Here is a 23,953-nt window from a genome sequence, read left to right on the forward strand (position 1 = left end):
ATCTCTTATTTGTTTGCATGAGTCATATTGATTTCTAGTGGCAGTGTTACAAAAAATGTTGTAAATTCAGCAGACTTGCTTTCAACAGTAATTGTGCCGTTATGCATATCGACGATTTTCTTGACAATAGATAGTCCTAAGCCACTTCCACCATTCTCAGCCGTCCTCGATTGGTCCGCCTTATAAAATCGTTCGAATATATGATTTTGTTGTTCTTCTGTTAAACCAATTCCATTATCATGAATGGCAATAGTTATCGTATCTATTTGCTTCGTCATAGATAGTGTAATAATGCCAGCAGATGGCGTGAATTTAATGCTGTTGCTTAGTAAATTCATCCATACTTGATTCATTAAGTCCTCATCCGCCACGACCGAAATGTTTTCCAGTTGAAGATCCAGGTCGATGTTTTTAGCTAGCCAATTTGGCTCGAGCGTTAATACGACGTTGCGCAATTGCTTATCGAGTCGGTAATGACTTGGCTCGAAGGGGTGATGCTGTGATTCTAATGAAGTAAGCTTTAGTAAATTGTCACTTATTTTTGATAGTCGGTTACTTTCCATCTCAATGATTGCTAAATAATGCTGTCGCTTATCCTCTGGGAGGTCAATGTTTTTTAATGCTTTAGCAAAGCCATTAATAGAAGTTAGAGGTGACTGAATTTCATGCGATACATTCGAGATAAATTCTTGGCGCATTCTTTCCATTTCACCTAACTCAACCGCCATATGGTTGATGCCATGTATTAATTGACCAAATTGATCTTCGTCATCTGCTTTAAGATCTAATTTGACAGTGAAATCACCTTTAGCAATCCGACTTAATGCATCTACAATCGTATTCCAATAGTTCCGTTGTTTTTTTAGCCCAATTAAAAAGGTGATGATAACAGTGCAAGCAAAGAGAACAAAAACACCGACTACGGTCCATAATTGGAGCCAGAAACCTTGTGGATGCTTGCCTAACCAATCATAAAGCCAAGACGTTATGTGGTAGGAAATAAAAGCAAATACGATGCTAATGGTAAGAAGAAGCATTAAAATTAAAAAAAGCTTTAAACTATTTTTTAATCTTCTCATGAAACAAGTTCCAATCGATAGCCTAGGCCGCGAATTGTACGAATAATAAATCCACTTGTATCTTGTGGGAATCGTTGACGAAGTCTTTTAATGTGAACATCGACTGTACGTTCATCACCTTCATAGTCGTATCCCCAAATTTCTTCGATTAACTGTTCACGGGAAAAAGTTTTTCCAGCATAGCTTGCTAATGTAAATAACAGTTCAAATTCCTTTAAACGAAGTGTTAAAGATTTACCGTTATACAAAACCTCATGTGTATTACGATTTAACTTAATAGTGCCAGCCTCCACAAGTTGAGAAAGGGAAATTTGGTATCTTTTAAGTATTGATTTCACACGAACAATCAGCTCTGCTGGTTCAAATGGTTTAACAAGATAATCATCTGTTCCAAGATTAAAACCTTTTACCTTTTGTGAAGTTTCTCCCTTTGCGGTTAACATCAAAATCGGTAGATTATCATTAAATGAACGTATTTCTTCGCATAATTCCCAGCCATCCATATTTGGCATCATAATATCCATAATAATCATATCCACCTTATCAGAATCCAATTTGGACAGTGCATCCACACCGTCCGTAGCTTCAATTACTTCTAAACCTTCATTTTGTAAAAATATCTTTACTAATTCTCGAATATGGGCGTCATCATCTACAACTAATAATTTTGTCATGCTAACAAATCCCTTCATTATTCCTCTTTAATACGTAATTGTTGTTTGGCAAACTCTCGGTACATATTATGCGTCTCAAATAAAGTCTCATGTGTGCCACTGCCTGTAATATGTCCTTTCTCTACAAAAAGAATTTGGTCTGCATCTACTACTGTTGAAAGGCGGTGTGCAATGACGAGCGTTGTTCTACCTTGCATTAAATTATCCAATGCTTTTTGAACATAGATTTCCGAGTTACTATCTAGACTAGATGTTGCCTCATCTAGCATTAATATTTGAGGGTCGCGTAAAAGTGCCCTGGCGATCGAAATTCGTTGTCGTTGACCGCCAGAAAGCTTTATGCCACGTTCTCCAACTTCTGTATCGAATTGTTCTGGTAGTTCATTAATAAATTGATCGGCATAGGCCATTTTAGCAACTCTTTCAAGCTCTTCATCCTGTACTTCTCTGTTAATACCGTAGCAAATATTTTCGCGAATCGTACCAGACAGGAGTGCACTCTCCTGAGCAACATAGCCGATTTGGCTTCTCCAAGAATGTAGGGAGTACGTGTTGATAGGGGTTTCTCCGAGTGTAATACTTCCATTAGTAGGTTGATAGTATCTTTCTAACAGAGAAAATGTTGTTGTTTTTCCTCCACCACTAGGCCCGACGATAGCCGTAACTTTTCCAGGTTCAATAGTAAAATTAATATCCGATAAAATCAGTTCTTCTCCATAAGCAAAGTCAACGTTTTTTACATAAATCGGCTGATTTACTTTTTCTAATGTTTTTCCTTCAAAAATATTCTCTTCTTCATGCTCAAGTAAAGCACTGATTCGCTCTGTAGCACCCATTGCTTTTTGAAGCTGTGTAAAGAACATCGTTAATTGGGTCATCGGCATAATAATTTGGATTAAATATAAAATAAAGGCTACCATGTCACCAGCTGTAAGTTCTCCTGAAGAAACTCGTACACCACCATAACCAATAATGGCTACAAGGACTGACATTAATACAAACGAAATTAGTGGCGAAATAAGTGCATGGATTTTTGCTTCTTTTAAGCCAAACGTAAAGAGGTTTGTAATTCCCTTTTTGCCACGCTCATATTCAATATTTTCGGCATTTGAAGCTTTTACTAATCGTGTTTCAGGTAAAACTTGATTGAGCACGGACGTAAATTTTGCTGTTTCATCTTGCATTCCTTTTGAAATGACAAACATACGTCTTCCTAGAAGCAATAAAATAACCATAGCAAGTGGAACAGCGATCAGCATCACTAAGGTCATTTTCCAATCTAAGATTAATAGAATGATGATGGAGCCAATAATGGAAATAACACCAGATAAACAGTTTGCAAGGTGTTCGGTAATGAGCTCCTTAACGACAGCTGTGTCATTCGTAACTCGACTTAATGTTTCACCTGTATCGTTCTCATCATAATAAGGGATAGGTAAATGAAGAAGCTTTCTCCAAAGCTGATCGCGTAATTTGGCGACAACATGATGTCCGACACGATTTAAATAATAAATGGAAAGTCCACTCGCGATGGCTTGCGCGATAAAAGCAATACCTAATAAAATAATTTGCCAATAATCAAGTGACTCTAATGAAAATCCATCGACTAATTTTTTTGTAAATAACGGAACAATAAAGCCAACGCCTGTAGTCGCTAAGCTCATAATTAATGAAATAATTAAAAGCCACATCGGTGGCTCAGCCTGTTTGACTAAGCGAACAAAGCGTCGCCAATCCTTCGTTTTAGTAGTATCTTGCAATGTTTCTTGCAACGTTAAAATCTCCCTTCAATTTCTTCAACATTAAATATGAATCTTTTATTTATCTTACTATAGCATGTCTTTATGAACTGAATATGAAATGAGCAAGAGGTGATGACTCGATATGGACCTATTCCTAAAAGTATGATCAATTATAAATTTTTTGCGAAAGATCAAAATAAGTTCCTTTTTTTGGAGAATTATCATACAATATCATAAACCGACAGTCGGTCTAGTTTTATTTTTGTCAATTTATTTCCATTTTAACTGATTGTAGCGTAGGGCTACTCGACTCCCGCAGGAAAGCTAGTAGCCCGTAGCGGAAATCAGAGCCTTCTCATTGGTTCAGATAGGCGTGGATGATTGTTACTTTAATAGTTCTAAAAGAAAGGGGTCTAATGTATGGAATCACAGATTAAAAGAAAAGGCTTTTCAAAAGATTTTAACCTGATGGTGATTGGGCAAATTATTTCTATTTTAGGTTCTGCGCTTTTAAGGTTTGCCTTATCACTTTATGTACTTGATATTACAGGACGTGCAGATCTTTTTGCAGTACTGTTTGCGATATCGAGCGTTCCAATATTACTAGCACCACTTGGAGGAGCCATTGCTGACAGGTTCAATCGACGCAACTTAATGGTGATTTTCGATTTTACGAGTAGCATAATTGTGTTTACTTTCTTTGCAATGCTAGCAATTGGTAATAGTTCTGTTTTGCTAATTGGTGTTGTGATGGTACTGCTTTCCCTTGTTAGTGCTATGTATGCACCTGCAGTGATGGCCAGTATACCAGTACTTGTAGAAGAGGAGAAGCTTGAGCAAGCTAATGGAATTGTTAATGGTATTCAAGCATTGTCTAATGTAGCTGCTCCTGTATTAGGTGGAATACTATACGGTTTGATTGGCTTAAAAGTGCTAGTCGTGGTGAGTGGTGTGTTCTTTTTCCTTTCGGCCATATTAGAGATGTTTATTCATATCCCATTTATGCAACGAGAGCAGGATGGTCATATTATACCGACGCTGGTAAATGATTTGAAAGAGGGCTTTAGCTATGTAGTGAAGCAATCTTTTATCTTCAAATGTATGATTTTAGCGGCATTATTAAATTTATTATTAACACCGCTATTTGTCGTAGGTGTACCGATTATTCTCCGTGTTACAATGCAAAGTAGTGATACATTGTACGGAGTAGGGATGGGGTTAATCGATTTTGCTACGATCTTAGGAGCTTTATCTATGGGGTACTTTGCAAAAAAAATGGGTATCACTAATTTGTATAGTTGGATTTTCATTACTGCTTTATTGATTATCCCAATGGCTATAGCGGTTACGCCTCTGTTGCTGAATATTGGCTATTATCCATCTTATATTTTATTTGTTTTGAGCGCACTTTTAATCGCTATGATTATGACAATCATCTCCATTTATGTTATTACGCTTGTACAAAAAGAAACACCTAATGAAAACTTAGGGAAGGTCATGGCTATTATCATTGCCGTTTCACAATGTATGGCACCAATTGGGCAAATTGTGTATGGCTTATTATTCGAAGCATTTAGTGTTAAAGTCTACGTTCCTATTTTAATGATATGTATTGCCATGGTAGTGATGGCAATTACCACGAAGAGGATTTTACGATTTGAAAAGAGCGAGGTAGCAAATTGATTCTCGCTATCCACATTTTCTCTGAGATTTTTATTATGTGTAAAGGAAAGCTTTTACAGGCAAGTTTCTGACGCAACCACATTTTTGAATAATAATAAAGTTGGCTGTTTTCTAAAAGATTGTTGCTGTTAAAGACAGATTTAATCTACAAAATGTGTAGGATAAATTTGTCTTTTCGGTTTGATATTTCGTGAATCGAAAATTTAACGAAGGCTCTGGTTAGTTGAAGAAAAAACATTCATTATTTTTAAAATATTTTACTTACTTCTATGTAAAATAACTATTTTCCTTGTGGCCAAATGAAATATGAAATAGATATGATAAAATCAATTCCCAGTACTAAAGACCATACTTTTAGTGTTTCAAAAAGTTTAGAGCTACGGTCCGCATCATTTACTAAGTATATCAATATTAATAAAAATCCTGCTCCGATGATATATGCAAATAAATGCTGAAAAGACCCTTTCAAAGAATTACGAGCATATGCGAAACCAGTCTTTTTTTCAGGTTTTGTTCCCTCTTTTTTTATGTAGTATAAGAACCTTTCATCAGCCCAACGAACGATACTCTTTCCAAAAGCAATCGACACACCTAAATAGATAGCAGCAATTGCGTGAGACGTAGTTGCATTTCCACCCTTTAATAGATCTATAGCAGTTACGATTAACAGAAACAAATCAATCACCGGTGTTAGAAGTAAAAAGAACGATCCCATTTTTTTAAAGTTATATACATAACGTAAAGTTAGACCGAGTATTATAACAATCCAAAAACCAATTTCTGCTGCAATAATTGACCAAGTAATAAAATTCAATTAACCACCCCACACTTTTACTTACAAAAAATCTAGTAGTATGAAAACACACGCTTATATATTGTATATTATAAGGAGAAACAATAAAAAATTCCACCTTTTATCAAATTTACCATATTAATTAAGCGAAAACCTCTTTTTGCTTCGCTAATTGAATAACAGTAAACCACTGAATCCGCTTAAAAAGCATCTGATAAATGGTGCTCTTTGCCTTTTCTTATTGCTTCAATTGTGAAATAGTTAGATTTTTGACAAGTTGAAATAAGCATTTGCTCTACCCGATTTTCAAATGCCAAGTATTTATGTAACTCAAGCCAACGACACCAGTAAAGGTAACTATCCAAATAATACGTACCAACGCCCTGAAATCGTTAGCTGACAATTAGGTTCCTGTTATCCAGGAAGGGGCATAGTCGGAACGAATATCGACTCAAAGTTACAAGGCGGGTCTTTATTTATTGGCGATAAAGGATGATTGTATAAAATAGAAAAATATCGCTAATATGTATTGACCTTCAAGTTGGTTGAAGGTTTACATTGGAATTAAGAGAGGTGTGATGATTTGAAGAAATATATGACCATTCAGGAATTCTCTGAAAGAACAGGTATAGCTAAAAGCACATTACGCTTTTATGAAACTAAAAAATTACTGTTACCGGAGGAAAGAAGTTCAAATGGTTATCGAGTATATACAGATAGTCAAATTGCGACAGTAAAGTTAATATCCACTTTGCGATTAGCAGATGTATCAATTCAGGAAATTCAAAATTATTTACACGAGCAGGATGAAACGATTCGCCAGGAAATGATGAAAACATGGATTCAAAAAATGAAACAAAAACGAAATCTGCTGGATATTAGCTTACGCTACTTGGAAAGTAACTCGATTCGAGATGGTATCTATTTGATTGATAAAAATGATGAAAAAATTATTTGGTATACAGCTCAATCAGCAACGGGTAAATTTGGCGCGCACTTTGAAAAAAGAGCAAACGAATTAAAACAATTAAATATAAGTATTAAAAGTTATTATTTAAATTATTTATCAGGTCAAGATGTAATCAAAGCTCAAATCGGCTTTGGTGTTCCAGCAGATACAAAAATACATGATCTTGTTGAAAGTGATTTTATTGAACATATGCCTTCTTGTATATGTCTGGCATTACCATTTAAAGAACAAATGACAACGATCAAGGATGGATACATAAAATTACTTCAATATGCGCTTCAACATAAATGGGTGCCGACACGCTCCATTCTTGAGTGGTATCGAGGTGATGACTTTACTCAATTAGATTTATTGTTGCCTGTTATACAAATGGAGTAGAAAATACTACTAGGAATAGTTTGAGGAAGGTGCAATATGAAACGGTTCACCGCTTAAGTATGAAAATGCTTAAACAATGATATTAGTAATACCACTTATTATTGTTGGAGGAATTTATTCATTACAAACTTTACATATTGAAAAATATCCGAAAATTGATATGCCATATTTAACAGTAGTTATCCCTTATCAAGGAGCTTCACCTAAACAAGCGATGAATGATATAGGGGGAGCAAATGGAAAGGGAATTGATTAATAAAAAAACCGCAGAAAATCAAATTTATAAACCTTGATTTCCTACGGTTTTATATTGTACGTTTCTTACTAAAAAACAATTAGTTTTCGACTTATGTCTCCGTTTTAGACCTGCAGTATTAAAACCATCTTCTCCGATGCCTAGGTGATATTCTTTGGCGTGTTTGGAACTCAGCAGACGAGTGGGTTGGCTGAGGGATACTTTCAATATCAGAAACTTTATGATGTTCTGAGTGTTCTACTTTTGAAAAAATGATATTTTTAGTATTGTTCAAAAATGGTTTAGATAGCTGATTATATTCCACATTGTTTTCTGAATAAGCTGTTTTAGTAGGGCGAGTGATGTTTTGGGCACTAGTTAAGAGAGGAATAGTTTGCGGAATATATTCTATTTCATCTTCTAAATAAGTTGTTTGCACAGAAGCATGTGTCGGAGTGATGTTTTGAATATTGTTAAGGAGCGGTACAGTGTGCTCATTATTGCTTGTTATAATAGTAGAGTCACCATGATTCTGTTTTGGCGAATGCTCAATTTCATGGTTCTCTATTTCAGTATGTGGCTCTTGCATAGGGGGAACCTCCTTCATGACGAGTATTGGTCGCATCATGTCATGATCTTCGTGCTCTAGAAAGTGGCAATGCCACATATAATGACCGACATGATCCTTCCAATGCATGATAATTTTCGTAACCTTTCCAGCTTCCACTTTTACAGTATCCTTCCAACCTTGCTCATAGATATGCGGATTTTCAGGGGGACCTGTAAACTCCAGTCTGTCTTCATTTTGATAGAGCTCCATATTGAAAGGGCGTCGTTCTAGTATTTTGAATTGAATTAAATGAAGATGGATAGGGTGATCAAACGGTGTAGCATTAATGAAATTCCATATCTCTATACTATCTAGTGTAGGTTTTTCAGTTACAGGGTCATGATACATTCGGTTATTTAATAATAACATTGGTCGACCAAAATCATCTGTCGCGGCGGATAAGGGTAAATGCCTTTCAGTATTTGCATCGTGGGGATGTAAATCCATTGATACTGCGAGTCTTTCAGGTATTTCACTAGTATCCTCACACTTTAGAGGAAGACATACTTTAAATTGCATGATGACTTTTGTATGTTCATCGAAAAAATCTTCATCAGAATTGATTAACGTTATATCCTGACCCTCAAATTTTGAAAAATCAACGATAACATCTGTTCGTTCTGCCGGCAATAACTCGACAGATTGAATTTCTTGAGGAGCTGTTAAAAACCCTCCATCTGTTCCGATTTGTATCATAGGCTCATCATTTGAAAGGCTAATGATATAACCTCTTCTATTTGAACCATTGAGAAAACGAAATCTATATTTACGAGGCTCGACATTTAAATAAGGCCAGACCTTACCGTTTACGACGATTGTATTGCCGACGAAGCCAGGTGTAATAGATGGATGTACGGGAACGGGGAATGGTGGTTCATCAGGATAGAAAAGCGAGCCGTCTTCATTAAACGATTTATCTTGAATTAAAATGGGGTACTCATAGTCACCACAAGGAAGGTTAATACGCTCTTCAAGTGTATCCCGCAGTAAATAAAAACCTGCTAATCCTGCATACACATTTAAACGGGTGATCGCCATTGCGTGATCATGATACCACAGTGTTGTGCCGGGTTGATGATTGGTATATTCATGTATTTCTTTTTTGAAATTTGGACCTGTTTGTGCATAATCTCGTGTATACCATGCCTCGGGATGACCGTCACTCTCCCAATCTACATTTGCGCCATGTAAATGTGTAACAGTTCTTACTTCTTGAGAATCGTTTGCCGTATGAAGTGTAAAATCGATAGGTAAAAAGTGTTCTGAGGGCAATTGGTTTTGATAGCGTACATAAATGCTTTTGTCTTTTTTAGCTTCAATAGTTGGCCCGGGATAAAGCCCGTTATAGCCCCATATAATTGATTTTGGGAAATCTTCGTGGAAACAATGCTCTGCTTGCATCATTTTAAGTTCATAATAATCTTTTCTTTGAGGCCCCTTATAGTATTTTGGTTTAACGGTAACCGGTTTTGGCAGCTCATCCACAAATTTTGGTATTGTTGCTGGATCTGTAGGATTGACTTCTTTCGTCAAAACATCACGTCCCTTTTTTAATTCTTAAAAGTGCTAATTACCTCATCATATGGGTAAAAATAATGGGCGACTAGGACAATAATGGAGATACTGTGCGAATATAAAAATACAAAAATTTTAGCATCTAAAGGAGTTCGATATTTTAAGCAAACAAGGCGTTTGAGCAAAAAAAACATTTCAATAAATAAAATCCAGTTGAGCAAGTAGATTGATTCCTGTATTCCTAATTGCAGTGGTGAATAGGGCTTTTTACATTAAAAAGGGTACCTTTTTTTAGAGCTGAACGAAAAAGAAAAAAATTACTACTCGAATCATTTGAAAACGTTATGTTATCAACGTACAATATATGAAATTAAGAAACACGACAGCACAAAATTGTTGTATAATGTTGTGGTATGAGGAAAGAAAGCAGGTTGACAAAAATGGAAAGCAAAATGAATGTATACGCAGTTATAAACATGCAAAAGCATCAGGCATTCGTGTTAAAGAATAAGCTAGATGTGAAACATAAGGTGAATATATGAAAAACTGGTTGATTTTCATTTCTGTCTTTATGGTTTCGTTGTCACTTGTCATTAGTATTTTAGTACTCTGGAAAGCCGAGGCTCCATTCGATTCAATTGAAGAACAGGCTGAACAGTTGGCACTTGATGCCAAAGCCCTCGCAATTGTCTCGGAGTCCTACACATATAATGGCAAACATTCGTATGTCACTGTGTTCGGGGTAGATGAATATGGTGATAAAAAAGCTGTCTTTGTTCCGACGAATCTAAAAGCTGATTCGATTAAGGATGTGCATTTAAAAGATGGTATTACGGAAAAGGAAGCATTATCGGTTTTAAAAAAGGAAGGAAATGTACAAAAAGTCCTCAATGTGAAATTAGGCTATGAGGAGCCAGGTGCTGTTTGGGAAATTTCATATCTAAACGATCACGATAAGCTCAACTATGTCTATATTATGTTTAAGGACGGCGACTGGTGGAAGCGCATTACGAATTTATAAGAGGAGTAGATCCCGTATGAAAAATTTATTAGCAAACCGTGTAAAAACTTTAACACCATCTTCAACTTTAGCCATTACTGCGAAAGCGAAGGAGTTAAAAGAGCAAGGTATTGATGTTATTGGCCTAGGCGCTGGTGAACCAGACTTCAACACGCCACAAAATATTTTAAATGCTGCCATTGATTCGATGGAAAAAGGCTTAACAAAATATACACCTGCTGGCGGTCTTCCGGTACTTAAGAAAGCTATTATCGATAAACTTCAACGCGACAACAATCTTACATACAAGCCGAATGAAGTAATTGTAGGTGTTGGAGCAAAACATATTCTATACACTTTATTCCAAGTTATTTTAAACGAGGGCGATGAAGTTATTATTCCGATTCCTTATTGGGTATCTTATCCGGAGCAAGTAAAATTAGCGGGTGGTGTACCTGTTTATGTGGAAGGCACAAGTAAGCAAGGCTATAAAATTACTGCAGATCAATTAAGAGCTGCTGTGACAGATAAAACAAAAGCAGTGATTATAAACTCTCCTAGCAATCCATCAGGTATGATTTATTCCCGCGAAGAGCTAGCTGAAATTGCTGCAGTTGCAGAAGAAAAAGATATTTTAATCGTGTCAGATGAAATTTATGAAAAGCTTGTATACAATGGTATTGAGCATTTTTCAATTGCACAGCTATCTGATGCGGTGAAAGCACGTACAATCGTTGTAAACGGTGTTGCCAAATCTCACTCTATGACAGGCTGGCGTATCGGGTATGCTGCAGGGGATGCGGACATTATTAAACCAATGACTGACCTTGCATCACACTCTACTTCGAACGCAACAACAACTGCACAATATGCAACAGTGGAAGCTTATAACGGATCACAAGATGCTGTAGAAGAAATGCGTCAAGCATTCGAAATACGTCTTGAAAAAATCTATCCACAGTTAAGTGCAATTCCTGGCTTCAACGTATTAAAACCACAAGGTGCATTCTACTTATTACCAGATGTAGCAGAAGCTATGGCTCATACTGGCTATGATTCTGTAGATGCATTCGCTGCGGATATTTTAACAGAAGCAAACGTAGCAGTGATTCCAGGTTCTGGCTTTGGTGCACCAACTACAATGCGATTATCTTATGCTACATCTTTAGACTTATTAGAAGAGGCAGTCCGTCGAATTGATTCATTTGTAAAATCAAAATGGCAAGACTAATCCTTTTAACCAATTTTGGAGGATTTCTATGAAAAAAATTATGATTCAAGATATGCCAAAGCATATCGGCGAAACAATCAAGCTAGGTGCTTGGTTATCTAACAAACGTTCAAGTGGTAAAATTGCCTTTTTACAACTACGTGATGGATCTGGCTTTGTACAGGGCGTTGTTGTAAAAGAAGAAGTAGGCGAAGAAATTTTTGCAATTGCAAAAGGTATGTCTCAAGAAACTTCCATGTACATTACAGGTGAGGTTAAAGCAGATGAGCGTTCAAGCTTTGGTTGTGAGCTTGTTGTAACGGGTATTGAAGTACTACATGCTGCAACTGATTTTCCGATTACGCCAAAAGAGCACGGTCCTGAGTTTTTAATGGATAACCGTCACTTATGGCTACGTTCTCGTAAGCAACATGCGATCATGAAAATTCGTAATGAAATTATTCGCGCAACTTATGAGTTCCTTAACAACAAAGGCTTTACAAAAATGGATCCACCAATTTTAACGGGTTCAGCACCTGAAGGTACTTCTGAGCTATTCCATACAAAATATTTTGATGAAGATGCATTCCTCTCTCAATCTGGTCAGCTTTACTTGGAAGCGACTGCGATGGCTTTAGGTAAAGTATTCTCATTCGGTCCAACATTCCGTGCTGAAAAATCTAAAACACGCCGTCACTTAATCGAGTTTTGGATGATTGAGCTGGAAATGGCATTTGCTGAATTTGAAGAAAACTTAGAAGTACAAGAACAATACGTGGAGCATATTGTGCAATCCGTTCTGGCAAATTGCAAATTAGATTTAGAGCGACTTGGTCGTGATACATCTAAACTTGAAAATATTAAAGCGCCATTCCCGCGTATTTCTTATGACGATGCTATAAAATTATTGCATGAACAAGGGTTTGATGATATTAAATGGGGCGATGATTTCGGCGCACCGCATGAAACGGCAATTGCTAATTCATTTGACAAACCTGTATTCATCACTTGCTACCCAGTAGGCATTAAACCATTCTACATGCAACCGCATCCAGACCGCGATGATGTAGTATTATGTGCAGATTTAATTGCACCTGAAGGTTATGGTGAAATCATTGGTGGTTCTGAGCGTATCCATGACTTTGATTTATTACAATCTCGTCTTGAAGAACATCATTTATCTTTAGACGCTTATGCATGGTATTTAGAGTTACGTAAACAAGGCTCTGTACCACATTCAGGCTTCGGTCTAGGATTAGAACGTACAGTGGCATGGATTTCTGGCACGGAGCACATTCGTGAAACAATCCCATTCCCACGTTTACTAAACCGCCTATATCCATAAGCTATAACTAGTTTGTTTTAGGTATTGAAAGTGTAAAATTAAAAAAGTCGCGTAGTGATATATCTACGCGGCTTTTCTACTTACGATGGAAAAGGAGTCAAGTATCATATGAGCGCAAATAATAATCGACTCCGTACATGGACTGAGCAGAGAATGATTCAAATTCCTCAGCTTTTTTTTCAGTTTTATAAGGAGTTAAAAATTGAGGATGATGAGGCACTGATTGTTATTCATTTACTTGCATTCTATACGGAGGGTAATGATTTTCCAACGCCTAATGATCTAATGAATCGTCTAACAATGCCTAGCAGTGATATTACTTCACATCTACAGCGATTAATGCAAAAGGGTTTCCTTGAAATAACAAGCGACGTTGACGCAAATGGCAAACTATATGAAAAATACTCGGTATACCCACTTTGGGAGCGCATTATGCAGATTATTGAAATGAAGGAACAGCAAAAATCAGCGGCATCACTCCGACAAGAAGAGGGGGAGATTTTCCGATTATTTGAAGAGGAAATGGGACGACTTTTATCTCCTTTAGAGCTAGAAAAAATAGGGTCTTGGTTAGATGACGATAAGCATAGTCCGGCGCTTATTAAAGAGGCGTTGAAGGAGGCTGTATTTGCTGGCAAGTTAAGTATTCGTTATATTGATCGAATATTACTGGAGTGGAAAAAGAAAAATATTACGACACCACAGGCTGCGCAAAAACAAAGCGAGCAGTTTCGCGAAAAGCAAACATTTAACAGACCGTCAGTTCGTACAATGCAGCAAGAATCGCAGTCAACAAATAAAGTACCATTTTATAATTGGTTAGAAGAAAGAGAATAGGGGGGCTTCCGACATGTTAACAAAAAAACAATGGGAACATTGTCTAGCGGAAATGGATCGTATGTTCCCTGATGCACATTGTGAGCTAGTGCATGACAATCCGTTTGAACTAACTATTGCCACGCTATTATCTGCACAGTGTACGGATGTTCTTGTAAACAAAGTAACGAAAACATTGTTTCAAAAATATAAAAAGCCTGAAGATTATTTAGCAGTATCTTTAGAGGAGCTACAACAGGATATTCGCTCCATCGGCTTGTATCGAAATAAGGCGAAGAACATACAAGCATTATGTCAACGACTATTAGAGGAATACGGGGGAGAAATACCAGCAAATCGTGAAGCACTAGTTACGTTACCGGGTGTTGGTCGTAAGACGGCTAATGTCGTGTTGTCTGTAGCTTTTGATATTCCTGCACTTGCAGTGGATACACATGTAGAGCGCGTATCTAAACGATTAGGGCTTTGCCGCTGGAAGGATTCAGTATTAGAAGTCGAAGAAACAATTATGAAAAAAACACCGATGGACAAGTGGTCGAAAACACATCATCAGCTTATTTTCTTCGGTCGTTATCATTGTAAGGCTCAAAATCCTGGCTGTCACACATGCCCTTTATTTGATGATTGTAGAGAAGGGCAAAAGCGTTTGAAAAAAGGGCTGGTGAAGGAATCGTGAATGTAGAGACAATCGCAAAGGAAAAAATGGATGCTTGGTTTGCAGAATGGACGGAACTTGAAGCCAAAATTCATGCAGCACATGATGCAAGGAATGGTGAAGCAAAAGGATTGATGGAAGAGGCCGTTGTATTGTTTGAGCGTTTAGTGCAGGAAGCAGGGGATGAAGTATTACCCATTAACGGTGTCGAACGACTAAACTTTATAAAAGCAAAGCCAAGCCAATATGCTTGTTATCGTCAGCTTGATGAATTATTTAAGGAAACAAAAAAACGAACAGCGCGACTACGTTTGCAGGCTACAAAAAAGTAATACAGATAAATAATCTCAGGAATCAGAACAACAAAAAAGTAGAGTAGCGGTAAGCTACTCTACTTTTTTTATTCAGTACTACCGGTACCATCATCCGGAGCGGTTGGGTCAGTTGGCGTTGTTGGTGGCTGGCTACCATTATTGTTGCCATTGTTACCTGGCGGGGTACCGCCATTTCCTGCATTGCCGTTGTTACCATTTCCATTGCCGTTCCCATTACCGTTGCCGTTGTTGCCATTGTTGCCGGTATTGCCATTGTTATCATTTCCGTTACCATTGTGGTTACCGTTGTCCTCGGTATTGCCATTTTCGTCCGGTTCCGTTGGTTCCTCAACATCAGGTTCCTCAGGAGTATCTGGCTCTTTATCTTCTTCAGCCGTACCTGTTACTTGGAAAGTAGTTGTACCTGGTTTACTGCGTGTACCATCTACAACTGCTACTACGGAAATCGTGTAGTTGCCATCTTCCAATTTGTTGCTAACTGTTAAACCTTTGCTATCCGCTGTACCAAGAGAAATAGTCTCTCCACCTTCTTTTTTAGCGGATACTTCGAAGGTTGTTGGTAGCGGTTCATTTGAATCCGGATTAAGCATTGCATCATGCTCCCAAGAAATATTAATAGATTGACCTTCTAAATCTAGGCTTGCACTTACATTGTAAGGTGTAGAAAGCTCTGGTGCAGCGTATTTATTTGATTCTTCATTAGGCTCTGAACCACGTACAAATAGCTCTGTTCGACGTAACTCATTCGGAGTAAAACTACTTGCTAATTTAAGTGGCTTTGATCCTACTTCAATTGTAGCTTCAACAACTGAATTTGGCTTTTTGAAACGTGGTGTTTCAACGTTCTCCGAAATATCTTGCATAATTTGTTTAAATAAAATTTGTGGTAAACGACGCTCATCCCAAGTTGTAATTGGATCAAAGTGTTCTTCATAACCACTCCAAATAGCGATTGAATAGTTTGTAGTGTACCCAGCAAACCATGAATCCGGTACACTTGTATCCGGTAAATTATGCTTGCTAAAATCAGCAGCTGCGTAGTTCGTTGTACCTGTTTTACCTGCGATATCTAATCCAGGTACATTGGCGTAAGTACCTGACGCATCGGGCTTATTGCCGACAACATCACGTAACATATCTGTCACCATATAAGCTGTATAATCGCTCATTGCTACATTAGACTCTGGTGTGTAGTCTTTTGTTGTTTTACCGTCACGGTAAACGATTTTTGTAATTGAATAAGGATCAGTGTAAACACCATTATTTCCAAATGCTGCAAAGGAAGCAGCCATTTGCGTAGGAGACATCGTAATATCCCCACCACCGATTGCATCAGATTCATAAACATTTTTAGCATTTATACCTAAACGACCAATAAATTCTTTAGCTTTATCAATACCAACTTCTTGTAATGCTTTAACAGCTGGAACGTTACGTGAAGCATATAAAGCTTTACGTGCTGTTATGGCACCCATATATTTATTATCCCAGTTTGTAATCGTTTGACGCGAATTAGTGTAGTTCATTGGTTCGTCCACAAGTGTTTGACCTGTTGACCATTTTAAATTTTCGATTGCTGGACCATAATCTAGTAATGGTTTCATAGTCGAACCTGGTTGATGTTGTAAGTCATATGCATAGTTCCAACCGCGTTCAGCCCCGTAATTGCGTCCGCCACCGATTGCTTGAATTTGACCAGTTTTCGTATCAATGACAGACACACCCGATTGGATTTCTTCTGTTGGGAAGTTACTGTCATCATTCATAATATTTTCAACAATTTGCTGAGCATTCGGATCAAGTGTTGTGTAAACTTTAATACCTTCTGCCATTGCACTACCATCACCGTTATCCTCTAGTTCATTAATAACGACATCAAGGAAGGCATCGTATTTAGAGCCAGCAAATTTTTGACGTGTCGCATCGTCAGCCAGACCAGCTGTAACTTTTACTTTCTTTGCTTCTTCCATCTCGGCTTTTGTAATTTTTTTATGTTGATACATTAATCCTAGAACGGTATTACGGCGTTTTTCCGCAAGTTCAGGATTTTTTAATGGATTGTAAGCATTTGGGCGCTGTACTAAACCTGCAAGTAATGCTTCTTCAGCTAAATCTAAATCTTTTAGTTCTTTCCCATAGAAATATTGGGCTGCTGTTCCGAAGCCATAAACACGACCTGACATCAGCATTTTATTAAAGTACATTTCAAAAATTTCTTCTTTTGAATATTTACGTTCTAATTGGTAGGCTAGCCAAGCTTCCTGTGCTTTACGTTTTAATTTTTTCTCATTTTGTAAAAATGAGTTTTTAACAACTTGCTGTGTTAATGTAGAGGCCCCTTGTGCCCCGAAGCCATCACGGAAGTTAGCGAGTATTGCTCCACCAAGGCGGTAAAAGTCCATACCACCGTGCTCGAAAAAGCGTACATCTTCCGTTGCAAGGATTGCATTAACCATATCCTTAGGTATATCTTCATATTTTACATATTTACGGTTTTCTGCACCAATTGTGGCAAATAATTCACCGTTTTTATCATAGAACTCAGAAGAAACGGGGTCCTTCAGTAAGCTTTCATCTAATTTAGGTGCGGTACTTGCGTAATAGGCGAATAATCCAGCACCACCAATAAAACATGCAGCCATAATTGCTACAAGTGTTAGCGTAATGCGCTTAAACCATTTTTTCTTCGATGGTTTCGGAGCGCTTTTTTTATTTTTTTGAGCGAGAGCTTTTTGATGCTCACCGCGTGTTGGACGACGTTCAGTCATTCTACTATCTCCTCACTTTCAGAACCATGACTTTGTGCTTCAATGAGCTGTTGGATAATCGGTAAATAATCGATACGTGGATAATAGCTTGTAGGAATTTCAAAAGCTTCCTTTTCTATAGTTGAAAAGGGAATCGATTTACGTTCACCGTTTTCCATCGCTAGCCAGGCCTTTTGTAAAACATCATATGGCACAATAAAATACCGTTCAAAAGCCGAGAAACGAACGATAATAAAGGCCACACCATTTTGTTCCGTCACTTGCTGCATATGTGTCATTTGATGTAAGTGAATATTCTTTAGGGGAAAACTGGTTTTTGAAGCGGTTTCCTTTGCATCAAAATCAATATAACGCCCGTTCCATACACCGTTGTAATCTGTTGTTGACGGTGTTCGAAAATAAGCCTCACGAATAACTGCAGCACTTCGTGATGGGTACTCTACTTTGACGATTTGCACGGGAACAGGTTTCTTATGAATGATAGCAAGTCGTCTTTTTACATAATAATCGTTTGCTTCATCAATTTCATCTTCTAGTGTTTTTCCTCGATTACTAAAAGAAACATCTTTTTCTTTCCCCTTTTTAACCGTTTTTTGAACAGTAGGATTGGGGGAATACAATTTCCCATTCGGATAACGAATTGTCATTTAGTTCACCCTCTATAATACTGCTATTATACAATAGTTTACCACGATTAAGTAGCAGTTCTCTACTTCCATTAATAGTATGATTGACGCTAGATTTTTTATAGTTAAATTTACCCGCAGATGATCAATCTTTGGGCAATTTTCGCCTCTTAAAGTCGAAAAATAGCAAGTAATTTAATTAGCTCTTTCACGCGAATCGCCAAAAAAACTGATGAAATTTTCAAGCGGATTTATAGAAAATACGGTATTCCACGCTAACTTCTCTATTTGATTCCAAGTTTCAAGACAAGGGAATTTAATAGACTAGTTCAACTTTTTATCGAAATACTTCTTCTTTCAGCTAACTTACGCTTATTTTGTCACGCATGAAGGTAATTTTATACATACGAGGAATACATAAATTAAAGCAAAGGAGGCGTTATTTTGAACAAGTTAAAACAATTAGTTGCGCAGTTGGATCTGGTCAATCAATTACTGTTAACAAGAGTGTCTTTGGAAAACAATGCACAGAGTATGCATTTTTTTGAGCAGCTCAAATCTGTTAGCCAGAAAGTAAGCTTAGCAGAAAAGAACTGGCAAGTAAAGAATGCTTGTTCGCCTATTAGTAGTGAAAAATGATAGACTTTGGTACACTTATCTCATATGCAGTGTAACTAACTCAATATGAGCATTTTTCATACATTATTTGTCAATGTTTGATTAGACATTTACTGAAACAGGGGACTCCTTGGTCAAAGGCGTGAGTGGGACGAAGGTTAAAAAGCATACGTTTTGTGATAAAGGCTTCAGGACTGTGGAACGAAAATCAATCCCGAGTTATGATGATGAGCCATAAATAAAGACTTCTATCTATTGTTGGGAGAAATTACTCATATAGCATAAATTATTTTGTAGACGAATTTTAAAATAGCAGGTTCGAAACTAGCTTATAATGAGATTATGCGTTTATATTAATGTAGTTCAATCTTATTTTAAGTAGTACTGACCTAATAATAAAAATATATTTTAACGCTCATCGCCAAAAATTTTGGGAGACATTTTTTAAATGTATGCCTTGTTATAAGGCTTGGAGCACCTATAGAGGAACAAAGTGATGCCCAAATGGCTTATCAAATGTCCTAAGCAAGTGCCCAGTTGGAACGGAAATTCACCCATTTTGGTGATGAGCCTTAATTGAATAAGAAGAGGTGCGAAATTTGTTATTATTACAGCAAACTTCCAAATTAATAGATGAATGTGAAAAATGTGTTTCACGCTTCTGGCAAATGCGTGAGGAGGATCGTACGCCCGACTTTTTTGAGGAGGTTAAACCACACGCAGATATCATTCACCAACTTTTAAAAGAATGGCAACAAGAGGCGAATGTGTGGATTCAAAAAAATCGACCAAAATATATGCATATACAACAAATTGCTTCAGCGGCAGAATCGATGGAGCAATTTGTTGTGCAATCCTTTTATAAAGAAACAAGTAAAAAGCGTTTTTTAGATGCGATTCATTCAACCTCATATACGCTGGAAATTTTAGAACGGGTAGTGAAGGAGACACAACCAGATGTTATCGAAAAAAAGGACCATTAGTGAACTGTTAAGCGAATGGAGATATGATGAGGAATTGAAGGAACGCATAGTACACTGGCAAACACTTGAAGGGCGAGAGGCTAAATATGCACCTTTCCCTGCCAACTTACATCCTTCACTTGTAAAGGCTCTTCAATCAAGAGGAATTGAACAACTGTATACTCATCAACGTCAGGCATTTGATTACGCAATGGAAGGTGTTTCTTTTACTGCTGTAACACCAACTGCATCTGGAAAATCATACTGCTACCATTTACCGGTACTTCAAAAAATATTAGAAGATAAAAATGCGCGCGCTATTTATTTATTTCCTACGAAAGCTTTAGCGCAGGATCAAAAAAATGATTTAAATGAATTAATCGAACAGAGCGGCGAAGAAATTTTAAGTTATACGTATGATGGGGATACTGCGCCAGGCATTCGTCAAAAAGTACGTAAGGTAGGGCATATTGTGATGACAAACCCGGATATGCTTCATTCGGGGATATTGCCACATCATACGAAATGGGTTTCACTATTTGAAAATTTACAGTATATCGTCATTGATGAGTTGCATACATATAAAGGTGTGTTTGGCTCACATGTTGCGCATGTTATTCGAAGGCTGAAGCGTGTTTGTGAGTTTTATGGTAGTAAGCCGATTTTCATTTGTACATCAGCAACCATTAAAAATCCAAAAGAGCTGGCGGAAGCTTTAACAAATGAAAGTCATGCCTTAATTAGTGATTCTGGAGCGCCTGTTGGGAAAAAGACATTTCTTTTTTATAACCCACCGATCGTCCATAAAACATTTGGCGTACGTCGAAGTGCTGTTTTGGAGGTGAGTGACCTCGCTAAAAGATTATATACAGCAGGTATTCAAACCATTATTTTTGCCAAAAGTCGTGTGCGAGTAGAAATGATTGTGACGTATTTAAAGGAGCTTACACGCAATAAGCTTTTAGATGAATCGGTACGAGGTTATCGTGGAGGTTATTTACCCTCTGAGCGACGTGTTATTGAACGAGGGCTTCGCGACGGTACAATTCAAACCGTAGTGAGTACAAATGCGCTAGAATTAGGCGTCGATATTGGCCAATTACAAGCATGTATCATGACAGGGTATCCGGGAAATATCGCAAGTGCGTGGCAGCAAGCGGGTCGTGCTGGCCGTCGTCAGGACGAGGCGCTAATTATTTATGTAGCACAATCAGCCGCACTTGACCAATATGTAGTGAACCATCCACTCTTTTTACTTGGTAGTGCACCTGAGGAAGCGCGTATTTATCCTGAAAATATGTTAATTTTAATGGATCATTTGAAATGTGCAGCGTTTGAGCTACCATTTTCCACGCATGATACGTATGGTGAATATGAGATTCAGGAGTTACTTGACTATTTAGCGGAGGAAGGCGTTATTTTTAAAACGAGTGAGAAGTGGCATTGGATGAGTGACCGTTTTCCAGCACATGATATTAGTCTTCGTTCTGCTTCGCAAGAAAATGTTGTAATCATTGATATGACTGTCCCTGCGCAAACAAAGGTTATTGGTGAAATGGATCGTCATAGTGCGATGACGTTGCTACATGAAGAGGCTATTTATTTGCATCAGGGCATTCAATTTCAAGTAGAAAAGCTTGATTGGGAAGAGAAGAAAGCCTATGTACGAGAAGTAGATGTCGATTATTATACTGACGCTAATCTAGCAGTTGAGATGAAGGTGCTAGAAGAAGATCGGAGCCGAGATTATAAAGGTGGCATTATTGGCTTCGGTGATGTCGGCTTAGTCGCACAGGCAACGATATTTAAAAAAATAAAGTTCAATGGAAATCATGATAATATAGGTTCGGGGCCGATTCATTTACCACCGGACGAAATGCATACAAGCTCGTCTTGGCTATCATTCAAAAATACATCAGAATGGTCGGAAGCGGAGCTTACAGCCGCTATGGCAGGGGCAGCTTATGCAATGAATGCATTCATTCCGATATTCATTCAATGTGACAGCAGCGATGTCGCAGTAGTTCCACAAGTAAAGGCTGCTCATAATGAATTGCCGACGTTCTTTGTTTACGACAAGTATCCTGGGGGTATTGGTCTAAGTGAAAAGGTGTATGATTTATGGGAAGAGCTTTTAATTAAGACATTGGAGCACGTAGCAAATTGTGCTTGTAAATCCGGCTGCCCATCATGTATAGGGGCTCAGGATAGCTTGGAACAAGCGAAGAAAAGAGTAGTAGAGTTACTTCGAATTTTAAATTAGAGATAAAAAGAGGGCATGAGAGGAAAAGTCTAGCACTATTCCTTCAAGCCCTCTTCTTTAATTAATTTATAAATCATTTTACAGTTAATTCCTGTAATTTCTTCTAGTTGACGTCCAGAAGCGTTAGGGTGTTTTTTCAAAGTTGCGCGGAGTAACTTAAGCCTTTTTGTTCTCAACTCGTCACTACCTTTTGCTAGTGCTACATTTTTAAATTTCCCAAATCGACTCTGATCTGATTCAAGAATTGAAACATTTGAATGCATAATTTCGGAAAGTCGATGTAAGTTTTTGTTGAGAATGATGTAGTAATCTATCGATGTCATTGTATATAAATGAACACGCATAAACCAATGACAAAGCCCAGGTACTCAATTAATGGGGGAGCATATCACTCATTCTGTTAGTGATTTTATTTTAGGTTGTATAACTATATGTTCTGTTTTATCAATCTTTTTGGTTTTTATATTTATAAATTCAACTTTAACATTGAAAATACTGCCGTATTCTGATTCAAAGTTCCCCACTCCACTAGTTAAAAAGTAATCGGGATTATTAGTACTTCTTGAAAGAGCTTTAATCTCAGGTATTTCACTATACCCATCTTTTTCTGCTTGCTTGTAGGCATCGTCATAAATAGAACCAAGGCTTACCGAACCTTTTATACCTTCAAATACATGATACATTGTGATTTTATCGGAACCATATACTTCTTTATTCAATCCAATTTCTGAATGAAGGTCCATTTTACCTTTAATTTTTTTTACATCTAATGTTGCCGTTACACGAGCAATTGTTTGTGGTGGAACAATAATTGCTTGAGTTGGGGCTACATACTCTACAGTCTCAGTAGATTCATGCGTCTGAGTACTATTAAAATTATATTCTGCTTTTAAGGTGATTTTTCCTTCTGCTAGAAAGGGTATGCCAGTTGAAAGAGATGTTTCAGTCCCTAGCATAAATCCATGTTCTGTAGAAGAAGTTGTAGTGTTGGTATATGTTTTACGAAATTCTGTTGAATTTAAAGTTTGTTCACGGTCAGTCGCATTTTCTAAATCACTTTGTCCAGCCCAAAGTGGGGTAGTACTTATTACTTGGGGTTCCATTGCTAATTGACCATAAGAATTTTTAACTTCTAAATCTTCCGCAGTTACAACTGGAGCAACACGAAGTAATCCATTCGCTCTTAAATATTTATCGTAATATTGGAAAAGCCACTGAGTGCCTAGTCCTACATTAGGGAAACTATTCTCCCTCTGGTTAATCTGTGTAATCAATTGTTGCTCGTTATTATCCTCTGTTTTGGCGGATACCGCTAAGGGTGTTAAAATACTTATCCCCATAGTCGCACATAATAATGTTTTCGTAATTTTTTTCTTCATATCTTTCCTCCTAGCTTCCTCATATTTTTATTTTCCATTACATTACAATCATACATAACAATATTTTAAAATGCGAATTTTCCAAAAAGTTAGTAAAATTACCAAATATAACATAGTTTATTATTATATATAAGTTTATTTAGGGTATAAATGTTACTAAAATATACGAAAATACTCATAATTCTAATGAGGAGACTCATTTAATTTATATAAAATGTCACAAAAAATATAAAAGATAATATCCCAATATTTAACAAGGTTTAAGTTTAAGATAAA

21 protein-coding genes and 1 pseudogene are annotated in these 23,953 nt (G+C 37.2%); 12 read left to right on the forward strand and 10 right to left on the reverse strand.

Annotated elements, in window-relative coordinates; genetic code table 11:
- Positions 1 to 5: 5 nt before the first annotated feature.
- Genes AC3WSK_RS04755 through AC3WSK_RS04765 form a run of 3 tightly spaced genes read right to left on the reverse strand, consistent with a single transcriptional unit; the run spans position 6 to position 3,525 of the window.
- On the reverse strand, positions 6 to 1,079 hold the full coding sequence (locus tag AC3WSK_RS04755) for a HAMP domain-containing sensor histidine kinase (RefSeq protein ID WP_079559985.1): 1,074 nt from the start codon (positions 1,077 to 1,079) through the stop codon (positions 6 to 8).
- Positions 1,076 to 1,753 (reverse strand): response regulator transcription factor, encoded by a 678-nt coding sequence (locus AC3WSK_RS04760; protein ID WP_492412719.1) that lies wholly within the window; start codon positions 1,751 to 1,753, stop codon positions 1,076 to 1,078. The genes AC3WSK_RS04755 and AC3WSK_RS04760 overlap by 4 nt, the downstream gene beginning before the upstream one ends.
- A 17-nt stretch (positions 1,754 to 1,770) precedes the next feature.
- Positions 1,771 to 3,525: an ABC transporter ATP-binding protein gene (locus tag AC3WSK_RS04765; protein WP_492412721.1), complete on the reverse strand. Its 1,755-nt coding sequence runs from the start codon at positions 3,523 to 3,525 to the stop codon at positions 1,771 to 1,773.
- A gap of 390 nt (positions 3,526 to 3,915) precedes the next feature.
- On the opposite strand from AC3WSK_RS04765, the gene AC3WSK_RS04770 reads away from it, so the two are divergent.
- A complete protein-coding gene (locus tag AC3WSK_RS04770; protein WP_079559987.1) occupies positions 3,916 to 5,178 on the forward strand; it encodes an MFS transporter in 1,263 nt (420 codons plus the stop codon).
- 280 nt (positions 5,179 to 5,458) lie between these two features.
- Here AC3WSK_RS04770 and AC3WSK_RS04775 read toward each other — a convergent pair whose 3' ends face one another.
- Positions 5,459 to 5,992, reverse strand: a complete 534-nt coding sequence (locus tag AC3WSK_RS04775) for a hypothetical protein (protein WP_079559988.1) — start codon at positions 5,990 to 5,992, stop codon at positions 5,459 to 5,461.
- A 179-nt stretch (positions 5,993 to 6,171) separates the two neighbouring features.
- Positions 6,172 to 6,363 (reverse strand): annotated as a pseudogene (locus tag AC3WSK_RS04780) (hypothetical protein); the annotation flags it as partial.
- 191 nt (positions 6,364 to 6,554) lie between these two features.
- Here AC3WSK_RS04780 and AC3WSK_RS04785 point away from each other — a divergent pair.
- Both AC3WSK_RS04785 and AC3WSK_RS04790 read left to right on the forward strand, forming a co-directional pair.
- Positions 6,555 to 7,319 carry a MerR family transcriptional regulator gene (locus tag AC3WSK_RS04785; RefSeq protein ID WP_079559989.1) on the forward strand — a complete coding sequence of 255 codons (765 nt, stop codon included), beginning with the start codon at positions 6,555 to 6,557 and terminating at the stop codon, positions 7,317 to 7,319.
- Positions 7,320 to 7,395: 76 nt separating this feature from the next.
- Complete coding sequence (locus AC3WSK_RS04790; protein WP_427484718.1) at positions 7,396 to 7,575, forward strand: hypothetical protein; 180 nt, start codon at positions 7,396 to 7,398, stop codon at positions 7,573 to 7,575.
- 118 nt (positions 7,576 to 7,693) lie between these two features.
- Here the strand turns inward: AC3WSK_RS04790 and AC3WSK_RS04795 are convergent, their stop codons facing one another.
- Entirely contained in the window at positions 7,694 to 9,697 is a 2,004-nt protein-coding gene (locus tag AC3WSK_RS04795; RefSeq protein WP_427484717.1) for a multicopper oxidase family protein, read from the reverse strand.
- A gap of 520 nt (positions 9,698 to 10,217) precedes the next feature.
- On the opposite strand from AC3WSK_RS04795, the gene AC3WSK_RS04800 reads away from it, so the two are divergent.
- The 6 genes from AC3WSK_RS04800 to AC3WSK_RS04825 all read left to right on the forward strand — a co-directional run bounded on the left by AC3WSK_RS04800 (position 10,218) and on the right by AC3WSK_RS04825 (position 15,058).
- The gene (locus AC3WSK_RS04800) at positions 10,218 to 10,700 is read left to right on the forward strand and encodes a cell wall elongation regulator TseB-like domain-containing protein (protein ID WP_079559992.1); all 483 of its coding nucleotides are present in this window, start codon (positions 10,218 to 10,220) and stop codon (positions 10,698 to 10,700) included.
- 16 nt (positions 10,701 to 10,716) lie between these two features.
- A complete protein-coding gene (locus AC3WSK_RS04805) occupies positions 10,717 to 11,910 on the forward strand; it encodes a pyridoxal phosphate-dependent aminotransferase (RefSeq protein ID WP_492412725.1) in 1,194 nt (397 codons plus the stop codon).
- 28 nt (positions 11,911 to 11,938) lie between these two features.
- On the forward strand, positions 11,939 to 13,234 hold the full coding sequence (gene asnS / locus AC3WSK_RS04810) for an asparagine--tRNA ligase (RefSeq protein ID WP_492412727.1): 1,296 nt from the start codon (positions 11,939 to 11,941) through the stop codon (positions 13,232 to 13,234).
- A 108-nt stretch (positions 13,235 to 13,342) separates the two neighbouring features.
- Positions 13,343 to 14,071: a DnaD domain-containing protein gene (locus AC3WSK_RS04815; RefSeq protein ID WP_079559995.1), complete on the forward strand. Its 729-nt coding sequence runs from the start codon at positions 13,343 to 13,345 to the stop codon at positions 14,069 to 14,071.
- A 13-nt stretch (positions 14,072 to 14,084) separates the two neighbouring features.
- The gene (gene nth, locus AC3WSK_RS04820) at positions 14,085 to 14,747 is read left to right on the forward strand and encodes an endonuclease III (RefSeq protein WP_079559996.1); all 663 of its coding nucleotides are present in this window, start codon (positions 14,085 to 14,087) and stop codon (positions 14,745 to 14,747) included.
- Complete coding sequence (locus AC3WSK_RS04825) at positions 14,744 to 15,058, forward strand: YpoC family protein (protein ID WP_492412730.1); 315 nt, start codon at positions 14,744 to 14,746, stop codon at positions 15,056 to 15,058. Before nth ends, AC3WSK_RS04825 begins: the two co-directional genes overlap by 4 nt.
- 68 nt (positions 15,059 to 15,126) lie before the next feature.
- Here the strand turns inward: AC3WSK_RS04825 and AC3WSK_RS04830 are convergent, their stop codons facing one another.
- Both AC3WSK_RS04830 and recU read right to left on the reverse strand, forming a co-directional pair.
- Positions 15,127 to 17,829, reverse strand: coding sequence for a PBP1A family penicillin-binding protein (locus tag AC3WSK_RS04830; RefSeq protein WP_492412732.1), 2,703 nt, complete (start codon positions 17,827 to 17,829; stop codon positions 15,127 to 15,129).
- Positions 17,826 to 18,476 (reverse strand): Holliday junction resolvase RecU, encoded by a 651-nt coding sequence (gene recU / locus AC3WSK_RS04835; RefSeq protein ID WP_079559999.1) that lies wholly within the window; start codon positions 18,474 to 18,476, stop codon positions 17,826 to 17,828. The genes AC3WSK_RS04830 and recU overlap by 4 nt, the downstream gene beginning before the upstream one ends.
- Positions 18,477 to 18,899: 423 nt before the next feature.
- On the opposite strand from recU, the gene AC3WSK_RS04840 reads away from it, so the two are divergent.
- The 3 genes from AC3WSK_RS04840 to AC3WSK_RS04850 all read left to right on the forward strand — a co-directional run bounded on the left by AC3WSK_RS04840 (position 18,900) and on the right by AC3WSK_RS04850 (position 22,298).
- Positions 18,900 to 19,094 carry an endonuclease gene (locus AC3WSK_RS04840; protein WP_079560000.1) on the forward strand — a complete coding sequence of 65 codons (195 nt, stop codon included), beginning with the start codon at positions 18,900 to 18,902 and terminating at the stop codon, positions 19,092 to 19,094.
- Positions 19,095 to 19,672: 578 nt separating this feature from the next.
- Positions 19,673 to 20,056 (forward strand): YppE family protein, encoded by a 384-nt coding sequence (locus AC3WSK_RS04845; RefSeq protein ID WP_079560001.1) that lies wholly within the window; start codon positions 19,673 to 19,675, stop codon positions 20,054 to 20,056.
- A complete protein-coding gene (locus tag AC3WSK_RS04850) occupies positions 20,031 to 22,298 on the forward strand; it encodes a DEAD/DEAH box helicase (protein WP_492412735.1) in 2,268 nt (755 codons plus the stop codon). The genes AC3WSK_RS04845 and AC3WSK_RS04850 overlap by 26 nt, the downstream gene beginning before the upstream one ends.
- A 35-nt stretch (positions 22,299 to 22,333) precedes the next feature.
- Here the strand turns inward: AC3WSK_RS04850 and AC3WSK_RS04855 are convergent, their stop codons facing one another.
- On the reverse strand, positions 22,334 to 22,642 hold the full coding sequence (locus AC3WSK_RS04855) for a hypothetical protein (RefSeq protein ID WP_079560003.1): 309 nt from the start codon (positions 22,640 to 22,642) through the stop codon (positions 22,334 to 22,336).
- Positions 22,643 to 22,690: 48 nt separating this feature from the next.
- Complete coding sequence (locus AC3WSK_RS04860; protein ID WP_492412737.1) at positions 22,691 to 23,677, reverse strand: ETX/MTX2 family pore-forming toxin; 987 nt, start codon at positions 23,675 to 23,677, stop codon at positions 22,691 to 22,693.
- Between the last annotated feature and the right edge of the window lie 276 nt (positions 23,678 to 23,953).

This window comes from Lysinibacillus sp. EB271-A1-10B (assembly GCF_058791335.1).

Coding starts and splice junctions, on each gene's coding strand:
- AC3WSK_RS04860 (WP_492412737.1), bottom strand. CDS start 23,677: ATGAAGAAAAAAATTACGAAAACATTATTATGTGCGACTATGGGGATA.
- AC3WSK_RS04830 (WP_492412732.1), bottom strand. CDS start 17,829: ATGACTGAACGTCGTCCAACACGCGGTGAGCATCAAAAAGCTCTCGCT.
- AC3WSK_RS04760 (WP_492412719.1), bottom strand. CDS start 1,753: ATGACAAAATTATTAGTTGTAGATGATGACGCCCATATTCGAGAATTA.
- AC3WSK_RS04790 (WP_427484718.1), top strand. CDS start 7,396: ATGATATTAGTAATACCACTTATTATTGTTGGAGGAATTTATTCATTA.
- AC3WSK_RS04800 (WP_079559992.1), top strand. CDS start 10,218: ATGAAAAACTGGTTGATTTTCATTTCTGTCTTTATGGTTTCGTTGTCA.
- AC3WSK_RS04850 (WP_492412735.1), top strand. CDS start 20,031: ATGTTATCGAAAAAAAGGACCATTAGTGAACTGTTAAGCGAATGGAGA.
- AC3WSK_RS04755 (WP_079559985.1), bottom strand. CDS start 1,079: ATGAGAAGATTAAAAAATAGTTTAAAGCTTTTTTTAATTTTAATGCTT.
- AC3WSK_RS04805 (WP_492412725.1), top strand. CDS start 10,717: ATGAAAAATTTATTAGCAAACCGTGTAAAAACTTTAACACCATCTTCA.
- AC3WSK_RS04770 (WP_079559987.1), top strand. CDS start 3,916: ATGGAATCACAGATTAAAAGAAAAGGCTTTTCAAAAGATTTTAACCTG.
- nth (WP_079559996.1), top strand. CDS start 14,085: ATGTTAACAAAAAAACAATGGGAACATTGTCTAGCGGAAATGGATCGT.
- AC3WSK_RS04855 (WP_079560003.1), bottom strand. CDS start 22,642: ATGCGTGTTCATTTATATACAATGACATCGATAGATTACTACATCATT.
- asnS (WP_492412727.1), top strand. CDS start 11,939: ATGAAAAAAATTATGATTCAAGATATGCCAAAGCATATCGGCGAAACA.
- AC3WSK_RS04815 (WP_079559995.1), top strand. CDS start 13,343: ATGAGCGCAAATAATAATCGACTCCGTACATGGACTGAGCAGAGAATG.
- recU (WP_079559999.1), bottom strand. CDS start 18,476: ATGACAATTCGTTATCCGAATGGGAAATTGTATTCCCCCAATCCTACT.